The sequence below is a fragment of the Cyanobium sp. BA5m-10 genome (assembly GCF_024346255.1).
GTDB lineage: Bacteria > Cyanobacteriota > Cyanobacteriia > PCC-6307 > Cyanobiaceae > Cyanobium_A > Cyanobium_A usitatum.
In genome coordinates this window covers 37460-47516 of record NZ_JAGQCP010000018.1, presented here as the reverse complement: position 1 = coordinate 47516, position 10057 = coordinate 37460, and the positions used below count along the sequence as shown (strand labels likewise).

Annotated in this window: 13 protein-coding genes and 2 pseudogenes; 2 read left to right on the top strand and 13 right to left on the bottom strand. The window is 61.7% G+C overall.

Annotation, left to right across the window (positions count from 1 at the left end):
* Nucleotides 1–290 precede the first annotated feature (290 nt).
* Nucleotides 291–1169 carry a LysR family transcriptional regulator substrate-binding protein gene (locus tag KBY85_RS08200; RefSeq protein ID WP_254961010.1) on the bottom strand — a complete coding sequence of 293 codons (879 nt, stop codon included), beginning with the start codon at nucleotides 1167–1169 and terminating at the stop codon, nucleotides 291–293.
* 231 nt (nucleotides 1170–1400) lie between these two features.
* On the opposite strand from KBY85_RS08200, the gene KBY85_RS08195 reads away from it, so the two are divergent.
* Nucleotides 1401–1946 carry a hypothetical protein gene (locus KBY85_RS08195; RefSeq protein WP_254961009.1) on the top strand — a complete coding sequence of 182 codons (546 nt, stop codon included), beginning with the start codon at nucleotides 1401–1403 and terminating at the stop codon, nucleotides 1944–1946.
* Here KBY85_RS08195 and KBY85_RS08190 read toward each other — a convergent pair.
* The 9 genes and pseudogenes from KBY85_RS08190 to KBY85_RS08150 all read right to left on the bottom strand — a co-directional run bounded on the left by KBY85_RS08190 (nucleotide 1943) and on the right by KBY85_RS08150 (nucleotide 8203).
* Nucleotides 1943–2176, bottom strand: coding sequence for a DUF3136 domain-containing protein (locus tag KBY85_RS08190; protein WP_254961008.1), 234 nt, complete (start codon nucleotides 2174–2176; stop codon nucleotides 1943–1945). The two genes, KBY85_RS08195 and KBY85_RS08190, sit on opposite strands and share 4 nt — an antisense overlap.
* A gap of 113 nt (nucleotides 2177–2289) precedes the next feature.
* Complete coding sequence (locus tag KBY85_RS08185; protein ID WP_254961007.1) at nucleotides 2290–2976, bottom strand: response regulator transcription factor; 687 nt, start codon at nucleotides 2974–2976, stop codon at nucleotides 2290–2292.
* A 53-nt stretch (nucleotides 2977–3029) separates the two neighbouring features.
* Nucleotides 3030–4025, bottom strand: coding sequence for a hydrogenase expression/formation protein HypE (gene hypE, locus KBY85_RS08180; protein WP_254961006.1), 996 nt, complete (start codon nucleotides 4023–4025; stop codon nucleotides 3030–3032).
* Nucleotides 4022–4120: pseudogene (locus tag KBY85_RS08175) on the bottom strand (hypothetical protein); the annotation flags it as partial. The pseudogene KBY85_RS08175 and the gene hypE, both read right to left, overlap by 4 nt.
* A 45-nt stretch (nucleotides 4121–4165) precedes the next feature.
* Nucleotides 4166–4699, bottom strand: a pseudogene (locus KBY85_RS08170) (acylphosphatase); the annotation flags it as partial.
* A 16-nt stretch (nucleotides 4700–4715) separates the two neighbouring features.
* Complete coding sequence (gene hypB, locus KBY85_RS08165) at nucleotides 4716–5285, bottom strand: hydrogenase nickel incorporation protein HypB (RefSeq protein WP_254961014.1); 570 nt, start codon at nucleotides 5283–5285, stop codon at nucleotides 4716–4718.
* A gap of 229 nt (nucleotides 5286–5514) precedes the next feature.
* Nucleotides 5515–6327, bottom strand: a complete 813-nt coding sequence (locus KBY85_RS08160) for an SDR family NAD(P)-dependent oxidoreductase (RefSeq protein WP_254929941.1) — start codon at nucleotides 6325–6327, stop codon at nucleotides 5515–5517.
* A gap of 242 nt (nucleotides 6328–6569) precedes the next feature.
* Entirely contained in the window at nucleotides 6570–6797 is a 228-nt protein-coding gene (locus tag KBY85_RS08155; protein ID WP_254929942.1) for a hydrogenase maturation nickel metallochaperone HypA, read from the bottom strand.
* 662 nt (nucleotides 6798–7459) lie between these two features.
* Complete coding sequence (locus tag KBY85_RS08150; RefSeq protein WP_254929944.1) at nucleotides 7460–8203, bottom strand: carbonic anhydrase; 744 nt, start codon at nucleotides 8201–8203, stop codon at nucleotides 7460–7462.
* 309 nt (nucleotides 8204–8512) lie between these two features.
* Between KBY85_RS08150 and KBY85_RS08145 the strand changes: the two genes are divergently transcribed.
* The gene (locus tag KBY85_RS08145) at nucleotides 8513–8833 is read left to right on the top strand and encodes a hypothetical protein (RefSeq protein ID WP_254929945.1); all 321 of its coding nucleotides are present in this window, start codon (nucleotides 8513–8515) and stop codon (nucleotides 8831–8833) included.
* Nucleotides 8834–9104: 271 nt separating this feature from the next.
* On the opposite strand, the gene KBY85_RS08140 is transcribed toward KBY85_RS08145, so the two are convergent.
* The 3 genes from KBY85_RS08140 to KBY85_RS08130 all read right to left on the bottom strand — a co-directional run bounded on the left by KBY85_RS08140 (nucleotide 9105) and on the right by KBY85_RS08130 (nucleotide 10007).
* Complete coding sequence (locus KBY85_RS08140; RefSeq protein ID WP_254961005.1) at nucleotides 9105–9443, bottom strand: NAD(P)H-dependent oxidoreductase subunit E; 339 nt, start codon at nucleotides 9441–9443, stop codon at nucleotides 9105–9107.
* Nucleotides 9427–9693 (bottom strand): hypothetical protein, encoded by a 267-nt coding sequence (locus tag KBY85_RS08135; RefSeq protein WP_241518144.1) that lies wholly within the window; start codon nucleotides 9691–9693, stop codon nucleotides 9427–9429. The genes KBY85_RS08140 and KBY85_RS08135 overlap by 17 nt, the downstream gene beginning before the upstream one ends.
* 158 nt (nucleotides 9694–9851) lie before the next feature.
* Nucleotides 9852–10007, bottom strand: a complete 156-nt coding sequence (locus KBY85_RS08130; protein ID WP_254961004.1) for a hypothetical protein — start codon at nucleotides 10005–10007, stop codon at nucleotides 9852–9854.
* Nucleotides 10008–10057 lie beyond the last annotated feature (50 nt).

Below are 10057 nucleotides of genomic sequence, written 5' to 3'. Positions count from 1 at the left end.
TGCGACTCAAGCGACTCACACTGGACTGACCGATCTGAAGCCTGGCCTCAACCTGATGGCCAGTGCGCAGCCAAATCAGACCGTCTAAGGCAGCTAGCCAATCAAGCTCAACCACCCCCGCCCCAGCAAACCGGGATAAATTTAACGCAAAAAAGCAAAAACACCAAGTGGGGGATAGCAAATCACGCAGAGTTCTGCAGTTTTTGCATAATTAATCATTTGCGGCCTCACTGTGCAGCCGGCAACAACTCAGCACGTCAGCAATTGCGCCAGCCACGAAAACAGAAAAACTAGTAATTGTTGAGCAGCTGAATACCGCCGTGTCGCTCAGCTATGCCAGCGAGACGGGAAAGCAGCAAAGCCTGTAAGGAAAGCAAACGAGGATGATCAATAAAATCCCGGCGACATACAAGCACCTCCCCAGAGGCAAATGGCAACTCCAGGGGCAGCTTGACTAAATCACCCCCAGAAACTTCCATACTGAGCGAAGTGGCATAGCCGATAGTGAGCTCCGCCTCCGTTTTGCCCTCCCAATTTTCGCGCTTATAGCGAAACATTCGCACATGATCGTTCCAGAAGCCGAGCTTCTTTAAGCAAGCCTCAACCCTGGGATAGGAGCCTAGCTGCAGACCAAGGGTTGGATATTGGGCAATATCATCAAAAGACAGCTGGGCTTGATTAATCAAAGGATGACCCGGCCTAACAACAAAAAATATAGGCATCTTCGACAGGGTAATCGAGGTCAGCTCGGGGTCATCGGCAGGGGGGTAATCAGGTAAGCCGGTGAGGCAGACATCAACAATCCTCTCCCTAACTAGCTGAAAATTACGCGGCACTCCAACAATATTGGCAAGGCCAAGAATCCAATTGTCTGGCACAGGAGTGCACAACAAGGGGCCTGACCAATAGGTCGCCTCCAGGCGCAGGGGCCTACGCCCCTGCCACCTAGCCACTTGATGAACGCAGCGCTCCAGCGCCAAGATCGTCGAATCGCCAACGGTGTTCCACTCGCCCTGGATGCGCTGGAGGTCAAGGCCAAAAAGATCCAGACATTTTCGCGATTGCCTGCTGACGGTGGTCTGACTTAGGCCGAAGCGCTTAGAGACCTCTTCACACGTACGCAGCCACTGCAGGGCATCGAGCGCCGTAAGCGCATCAAGATCAACCAATTCCGCGAAAACTGACGGTTGATTTTAGGCCAGGCCTGAGCCATGAAGCGCAATCTCATTCCCTTCGCCATTACCACCCGCTCTTACCTCCGTACTGCCGATGGGGTTTTCAGACGATTCCCTTCAGACCTACTTGGGCATGAAATTCGAGTTGCCAACTGAGCTACCACCAGGCATCTTTTTAGAGCGCTACCTCAAGGCCAACTTCGACGTCTGATGCCCAGTAGCAAAATGCCTACTAGCGAAATTCTCAGTGGCAAGCAGGCGCTGGCACTTGAGCAGCTCAGCCGTCGCCAGGGCTCCGCGATTACGGCAGAGCAGCTGTTTGGCCGCTGGCGGCTCCAGCTGCTCTGGAGCAAGGGCAGGGCCCAACCCAACCCGGCCACGGCAGCCCTGCTGCGGGGCCTGCAGGCAAGTCTGAGCATCGCCACAGGAGACGTCACTCCAGACGCCCCTTCGCTGGAAAGGGGTGATCTCAAGGTGGTGAACAGCGTTCAGCTCGGGGCGTTGCAGCTGCGCTTCAGCGGCAGCGGCAATCTGCGGGGCCGCAGGCCGTTATTGGAGTTTTGGTTTGACCAACTGGAATTGCGGCTCGGCCGCCAAAGCCTCTGGCGCCAAGCGATCAGCCAGCAGCCGGAGCCACGCCGGCGCCCATTTTTCGCCCTGATCGCTCGCTCCGGCGCCGCCGATAACGGCTGGCTGCTGGCCAGGGGGCGGGGCGGCGGATTAGCCCTGTGGGTTCTCGATCCCCAGCTGGAAAAAGCAAGCGACGCCTAGAGGCAAGCGCTCAACTCCCGCTGCAGCAAGGCGAATAAATAATCGGGCTCGCGGTATTGAGTCGGCAGGCAATTGTGCAGGATCTCCAGCCGCTGCCAGCAAACGGTGCGGCGCACCTTGGCGATCGTCTTACCCTCGCGAATCAACAGGCGCATGGCCTTGCAATAAAGCGGATAGTTCGCTTCCAATTCACCAATGGTGAGACCTGGCGCGGGGAGGGAGGTGGTCATGGCACTCCGGCTGGGCGGCCGCAAAGAACCCGATCGGGCCTAGCTCGAGTGTGCGCTTCTGGACAGGATTACCGAGCCCCCCATACGGGGACAATTTTTATTGGTAGTGGTGCTCAGAGCTGCACCATGCCGCAACGCATGCCCTTGAGCACGGCCTGCAACCTGTTATTGACGTCGAGGGTCTTAAGCAGTCGCTTGGTGTAGGTCTTGGCGGTTTCCTCGCTCACCACCATTCGCTCAGCAATCTCCCGATCGGTGAGGCCGCTGGCCAGCAGATCCAGCACTTCGTATTCGCGCTTAGTGAGCCGCGGGCAGCTCAGGTAGGGCAGGGTGCCGGAACGCAGCGAGGGGCTGCGGTAGGAGTGCTGCCCCATCACCGCCAGCACCGCTGCCTGCAGGGGCCGCTGATCGCCGATGAAATCGGCTTCCGCCACTACGGCCTCCAGCCAGGAAGCCTCAACGTATTGGGCCGGGATCACATCCCCCAGGGCCAGCACTACCACCCGCAAGGCCTGATGGGCGCTGCGCGCCTTGCGGGCTAGCTCGAAGCCATTGCCGTCCTCTAAGTAGTCGGTGCAGATCAACAGCGCGTAGGGCTCCCGCACCAGATAGGCCAGGCAGGTGGCCTCATCGGTGACGGCACAGCCGATGCGGGTGCGGTCTTGAAAGCTCTCGCACACTGATCGCAACAGAAAGCGGCCTTTCATGGCGATCGCCACCTTGCCGCTGATAGCCACCGACAACAGCACCTGGTCGAGGGTGGTGCCCTCCAGGCTGCTCAGAAAGGGGGTGAGATCCATCGACCCACAACTCTTGGCAGGGGCGTAAAACCAGCCTAAGACAGATGGCGGGTTCAGCAAATGCGCGGCAGCAGCTCGCCGCTGAGGGGCAGCAGCAGGCGCTCGGTGCCAAAAGAGGTGGTGAGCAGCACCCGCGCTCCCTTGCTGGCCGGCCGCACGCTGCCAATCCAGACTCCGCCACTGGCCGCCAGCAGGGCCTGGGCCTGATCGCGGGCCTGAGGCAGCACCACCACCACAAAGCGACCCTCATTGGCCAGGTGCAAGGGCTCAAAGCCCAGCAGCTCACAGGTGCGCGCCACGGGCTCCAGCACCGGCAGGCGCGCCTCCTCAATCGCCAGCTCCACCGCGGCCGCCTCCGCTAGCTCATCCAGGGCACTGGCCAGGCCGCCGCGGGTGAGGTCGCGCAGGCAGTGAATCCGAACCCCGGCCTCCAGCAGGACCCGCACCTGGGGCCAGAGCGGCGCGCAGTCGCTGAGCACGGGCGGCACCAGGGCCAAGCCATGGCGGGCGGCCAGGATTGCAACGCCATGGCGGCCTAGGTCCCCGCTCAGTAGCAGCTGATAGCCCGGGCGTATCGCCGTGGGGTGGATCGGCGTCGGCGCCTGTACCGCCCCGATGCCACTGGTAGTCATAACTATGCCGTCGGGCTTGCCCCGTTCCACCACCTTGGTGTCGCCGGTAACGATCGTGAGCTCGCAGGCTCGGGCCGCCGCAGCCATCGAGGCCACCAGGCGCAGCAGCAGCGCCAGCGGCAAGCCCTCCTCCAGCAGCAGCGCCACACTCAGATGCAGGGGCCGGGCGCCCGCCATCGCTAAATCATTGGCGGTGCCGATCACCGCCAGGCTGCCAATATCACCACCGGGGAATTCCAGCGGCTGCACCACGTAGCCGTCGGTGCTGAAAGCGAGCGGGCCGGGCGGCAATTCGAGCCGGGCCGCATCGTGCAGCACCTGGGCCGGATCGGTGTAGAGGGCCCGCAGCTCCTGGTTGATCAGCTGCTGCATCAGGGTGCCGCCGCCGCCATGGGCCAGCTGGATGCAGTCGCTCATGGGGCCGGGCGCCGGTAGCGGTGATAGGCGGCGCAGGCCCCTTTGCTCGACACCATCGGTGCTCCCAGCGGCCGCTCCGGGGTGCAGGCCGCCCCGCCGTCAGCCGCACCCCAGTCCCATGCCCCCTGCCACTGCAACTGGGGCCCACAGGTGGGGCAGCCGATCGTTTCGGCGTGGAAGCGGCGATCTGTGGGGTCGTCAAACTCCCGCTGGCACTGGGCACACAGCGGAAAGCCCGCCAGGCTGGTGTGGGCGCGGGCGTAGGGCTCGGCCGTGGCGATCGAATAGCGCGGCCCGCACTGGCTGCAGCTGATGAACGGGTAGCGGTGGCGGCGGTTGGCAGGATCGTGGAGCTCCGCCAGACAGGTGGGGCAGGGGGCCAAATCGGCGACGAGAGACGGGGCAAGCAGGCCAGGCGGCGCCGGAACGAGGGGCGGGAGCCACTCGGGCGCCAGTGGCTCCAGAGCGCCGGGGGGCTGCAACTCCTCGGGCAAGCGCCGCACCAGCAGCTCCAGTGAGCGGCACTCCCCCTGCAACTCCAGCCTTACGGCGCCAGCGACGTTTTCCACCTCGCCCACCAGTTGCAACTCAGCGGCGAGGCGATGCACCAACGGCCGGAAGCCCACGCCCTGCACCACCCCGCGGCACCAGAGGCGCAGCCGGGCCGCGCTCATCGCGCCAGGGCGTTGATCAGGGCATCGAGGCCGGCGCCGCTGCGGGCCGAGGTTTCCAGCACGCGGGCGTGGGGGGCACCCGGGCGATGGCGGCGTGGGCGGCGGCGCGATCGAAGCCCACCGCTTCGGCCAGGTCGCTCTTGGTGATCAGCACCAGATCGGCGCCGTGGAAGATCGGCGCGTATTTGAGCGGCTTGTCTTCTCCCTCGGTGGTGGAGAGCAGCACCACCCGCAGGCTCTCGCCGAGGTCGTAGGCGCCTGGGCACACCAGGTTGCCCACGTTCTCGATCACCAGCAGTTCAAACTGCTCAAGGCTGATGCCTTGGTGGTGGAGGCGATGCAGACCCTCGGCCACCATTGGCGCCTCCAGGTGGCAGGCCTGGCCGGTGGTGATCTGCACCGACGTAAGCCCGGCAGCCTGCAGGCGGCGGGAGTCGTTGTCGGTGGCCAGATCGCCCACGATCACTGCCAAGCCGGTGGGATCGAGGCGCTGGGCCAGGGCTTCGAGCAGGGCGGTTTTGCCCGAGCCGGGCGAGGAGAGCAGATTCACCACCGTGACGCCTGCGGCTTCGAAGCGCTGGCGCAGGCCGGCCGCCTGGGCATCGTTGCGCTGCAGCAGGGCCGTGTGCAGGGGTAGCTGGCGGGTTGGTTATGGGAGCGGCTGAGGCGCCGGCTGTCCGCAGGAGCAGTCGCTGCACATGTCGGTAATCGGCAGAGGCCAGTTCCAGGCTAGGCACCACGCGGAACCCTTCCGGAATGAGGGTCATGGGGCTCCGTGCCTGCAAGGTTCAGAGCACCACGAGTGCAGACGGTGATCAGGTCATCTGAATGCGAATCAGGCTGTCCCACAGTCGCGTTGGCAGGATCCGGCTGGCGATCACTGAGGCCGACTGGTGACCGCAGAGGTAACGAGCTGATGGGCTGGGGTCGGTGAGGGCTCGCTCGATTGTTAGTGCCACCTCTAGCGGCTGGGAGGCACCCCGGTAGACCGCATCCCAGCTCTTGCGAACGGCACGCATCATGTTGCCGTAGGTGCTGCAAGACAAAGCCCCCTCGATCGAGGGGGCAGCCACATTGGCAAAGTCGGTAGCTATCACGCCCGGCTCAACCACCACCACGTTGACGCCAAAGGCCTTGAGCTCGAGTCGCAAGGCATCACTCAGGGCCTCCAGCGCAAACTTGCTGGCCCCATACCACCCCGATCCGGGTGAAACCCAGCGACCGGCAATAGAGGAGATATTGACGATGCGACCACGACCTCGCTCGCGCATGGCAGGTAACAACTGCTGGGTGAGCCCCATCAGCCCAAAGACGTTGACTTCGAAAATCGCCCGGGCTCGATCCAGGGGCAATGTCTCGAGCGGACCCACTTCACCGAAGCCGGCGTTATTGACCAGCGCATCGAGCGCACCCACCTTGGCGGTGAGCTGCTCAGCGAGCTCGCGGCGTGAGTGCTCATCGCTGAGATCCAACGCCATCACCTCGGCACCCAAGGCTGCCAAGGGCTCCATTGCTTCCAGCCGCCGAGCAGCGGCAAACACACGCCAGCCGCGCTCTAGCAAAAGGCGAGCTGTCTCCGCACCAATTCCGCTGGAGGCTCCGGTTACAAGAACGGTTGGGGCTGGCATTACAAGCTCTGAATTGAAATCACAAAACGAAGATCCCGATGGAAAAAACCTTTCCTAAACTAATCGCACTTCAAATTGGGATTCTTACTAGACGCTGTCGTCCCGCTTAAAGCATGTTGTCGACACGCTTAAAGCTGTTGCCATTTTACTCGACGACGCAGCAGCTCGTTATTTGATGCCCAGCTTGATGCATCCGCAGGTTCCCAAGGGCGCACCTATGTCGGACCATGCCAACGCCGCCTTCAGCTGAGCTCCAGCGAGGACAGCTCCAGCTCGCGGCCTTGCAGAAGCCGGCGGCTGAAGCTATCGCAGCGGAAACAAAGGCAATCGCCCTGTTCGCTATCGAAGCCCTGCTGACAGGACTCACAAAAAAAGCTGGCGATCACAACCTCAATGCGCAGCTCGGCGCCAGAGGCGATCGTGCCGGCCATCACCACCGTGTGCGCGAAGCGCAACGCCTCCGGTTCCACCCCGGCCAGGCTGCCGATGCGCAGGCTGATCGCGCACAGCCTCCATCAGACTGAGTTCATGCATGGCGCAGCAGGGTCAGGGCCTGCGTGGGGGCGGGGGCGCGGGCGCACGGGGGCACGGGGGCGCAGCTTGACTACCAAAACTCCAGCGTGAAAGTCTGCCTCAATTCATCAACCATACGTGTCCGCGCTTATATCTTGAGGCCCAGCTCCCTGGCAATACTGGGGCGGCGATCCACCAACTCCTTAGCCGCTTCAGGGATGATCAAGATCATCTCAAGGTCTTGAGTGGCATGGATAGCCACAGGATTGGGCCGATGACCTGAACCATCGAGAGCCGAGGCATCAGCATTAGCCGCGATAATGGAATAAAGAACCATTAGCCTTGTAGCAGGCAAAATCTACAATTTTTACAAGCCCCTTTGCTTTTGTATTAATAGCCGCATTGGCGATATCTGCGATGCTTAATATCGCAACAGGGCCCAGTCACCAGACCCATGCCAAAGCCAACCTCCTTCTCAATCGAGCAAATAATTACACCGCTTTCGGGGGCCTACCAGGAATAAGTGATTGCAGTCCAATAGATCATAATGTTTTTGACAGGCGAGGAGGGAGCTGATCTTTGCAATAGCTATTAATGGAATTTAACCAGACCCCTGGAATTAACTAGGCAGCAAGCTCACAACTCCAGTGCCAATATCACAATAGGAACTATGTATAGCCAGCTTCCCTTCTGCTTCTGCGAATTTCAGCACATCGCTGCGTCTGGTGAGCTCGGTTGCTGAATGGCGAGCGTTGGCCTGAACAGCTTTGCTCAGATCATCACCACTTTGAAGACTTGCCTTGATCGGTGCCACTAGCTGCTCGAGCAAGGGCGTCAGCGGTGCCGTGTCCATGGCCGCCTTAACCGCGCCACAGCCACTGTGACCCATAACCAGTATCAATGGAGTACCGAGAACGGACACGGCATATTCCAAGGAAGCAATGGCCTCATCAAAAGCTGTGTTTCCTGCAGATCGCACTTCGAAGAGCTCACCGGAACCACAGGCAAACAACCAGCTGGGATCTACCCGGGAATCCGCACAAGACAATGTGGCCGCAAACGGCTTCTGCCCCTGGGCAAGCGCCGCAGGATCAATCTGACATTCGTTTTGCCAGATCCTGTTGAGCACCTGCATGCGCTCGACCGGTGTGGCGATGTCACTGGCCGCTGCCCAAGCCTTGGCGAAGCGCCCATTGCCGCTCATCAGGCGATCCAAAGCATCCTTTGGGGTGCACACCTGAAGGCTGGCCAGCAACTGGGCATCGATCGGATCGGAGGCCCAGGCACGCTGGGCCCCGATCATGGACCAGGCTGCCGTTGCCACACTGAACGCCGTGCCCGCCAGGAGATCGCGCCGGTTCATCCCCATAAGACCTGGCCAGCTGCTGGCACGTTAATCAACACCCCTCAGACAACACTAAAAGCGCAAATAAAGCAGGAAAAAATTTAGGAAGCTGAGCCCACCAGGCCATCTTTCCGTATTGAAGAAAACAAATTAAGGAGCCACTTCCACTCCAAAGAGCGCAGGTATGGGGCTCAGCTCATGCATGGCGCCTCAGCCAGCCCTGCATGAGCGCCTGGGCACGAGGCAGGGCTGGCTGGATCTCAACCGACAGAGTGTTGCCGTGCTCAAAAGCATGGGCCTGGAGGAGGAGCAGGCAGGCTGCAGGAGGTGCTGCTCCATGGCAAACCAAAAGAGGGGGGAGGCGAGCTCCTAATTGTTGGCGGCGATGACCTGATCCGCAGCAAGGCGTTGCTTAGCCAGGACCTAGTAAATCCTGCGAGCAGCTTCCGCAGCCCCTCCAGCAGCGACCATTTGCGCCGCCAGCGCCTGGGCTGCGGCCCGATAGGACGGGTCGGTGAGCACCTCCTGCACCGCAGCACGAATAGCGGTGGGCTGGGGGTGAGCCGTGCCGAGATCCAAGGAATCTCCGGTGCGTCGGAGACGAGCACATACCTCCGGCTTGTCCTCGCCGGCACCGGCCGTCACTAAGGGGCACCCCGAAGCTCAAGGCGGCCTGCACGCCCCGATAGCCGCCGTTGGCGATCATCAGGGCCACCTTGATTAGCAGGAACCCGTAAGGGATATAACCAGCCGCTCGCACGTTCGCAGGCAACGCGCCAAGCGCCTCAATGGATCCATCTGGCCGGCCGGTGGAGACCACCAGCTCAATACGCAGCGGCGTCTGGCCCGCCGCGTGGGTGGAGCAGGAGAGGCAGGGGTCAAAGCAGCGGATTCGGCCTGCAGCCGGTTGAGTAGGGACTCAGGAATTTCGGCCCCCTCGGCCAGCGGTGCCTCGCTCCACCCCGTGCTGGGCCACCAAGCTTTGCCGCAGGCCCACCTCCAGCCGCTCCGCCCCCCGCACAAAGCAGGAGGTACCACGACACACCACACAACGGTGCAATGGCGGAGGAACAAGCCGAAACAGGTGATAAAAACTGGCCACCCCCATCACATCGCTAAGGGGTCGCTGCATGGCAACCGCCAGCTGCTGCAGCTCAGCTCGCGGCAGGTAGCCATGCCGCTGCTGCACAGCATGCAGGCGTTCGATCAGCGATGCATCCAGGGCATGGCAGCCGGGGCGATCAGGTGTCGTTGCCACCAAGGTCGTCCTCAAAGCCCTGATCGGGATCAAACTCGCTCCAGCCGGGGCTGGCGTCGTTAAAGAGTCCATAGCGGGCCGCCTCGTCATCCATCTGGGTATTGCCGGTGGGACGGGTGTCGCAGCTGATGCCGCCATCGGCGGTGGGCTGGCAGTTGTCAAACTCCACCCCAGCCCGGCCTGGCTGCCCCACGAGCAAACCAGTGCTGATGACCCCCACTGCAAGGGCTGATCGAAATATCAGAGCCATGGGAAATATCCGTGCCATGGGGATCGTCAACCAGAACGGCTTACTGGGATGATGGATCCGGTTTGGCCTCTGAGCGATGTACACGGACTGGACTGCCGTGATTTTGCTGCTGTTAACTGCGGCGCCCCTAGCCGTGGTAGTGGCTACCGCAGCCTTCTTCATTTGGCGGAAGAAGAAGCAGACAGGCTGACCTGAAGCCCAGCCTGTCCTTTGAGAATGGCGGCGACGGTGGTAGCACCAATTGCCTGAAGCACCTTGCCCTGCCCTAAGCAATCAAGGCAGGTGCGGTAGCGCTGATCGTCCAGCCGCAGCATGCCGCTGCCTCCGCATTGCTGACAGCGGCAGGAATTTGCGTGGCTTGCCC

Bases quoted from the DNA above. Each gene is read 5' to 3' on its own strand.
- KBY85_RS08195 (WP_254961009.1), top strand. From the start codon at position 1,401: ATGCCTACTAGCGAAATTCTCAGTGGCAAGCAGGCGCTGGCACTTGAG.
- KBY85_RS08190 (WP_254961008.1), bottom strand. From the start codon at position 2,176: ATGACCACCTCCCTCCCCGCGCCAGGTCTCACCATTGGTGAATTGGAA.
- KBY85_RS08185 (WP_254961007.1), bottom strand. From the start codon at position 2,976: ATGGATCTCACCCCCTTTCTGAGCAGCCTGGAGGGCACCACCCTCGAC.
- hypE (WP_254961006.1), bottom strand. From the start codon at position 4,025: ATGAGCGACTGCATCCAGCTGGCCCATGGCGGCGGCGGCACCCTGATG.
- KBY85_RS08160 (WP_254929941.1), bottom strand. From the start codon at position 6,327: ATGCCAGCCCCAACCGTTCTTGTAACCGGAGCCTCCAGCGGAATTGGT.
- KBY85_RS08150 (WP_254929944.1), bottom strand. From the start codon at position 8,203: ATGAACCGGCGCGATCTCCTGGCGGGCACGGCGTTCAGTGTGGCAACG.
- KBY85_RS08135 (WP_241518144.1), bottom strand. From the start codon at position 9,693: ATGGCTCTGATATTTCGATCAGCCCTTGCAGTGGGGGTCATCAGCACT.
- KBY85_RS08130 (WP_254961004.1), bottom strand. From the start codon at position 10,007: ATGCTGCGGCTGGACGATCAGCGCTACCGCACCTGCCTTGATTGCTTA.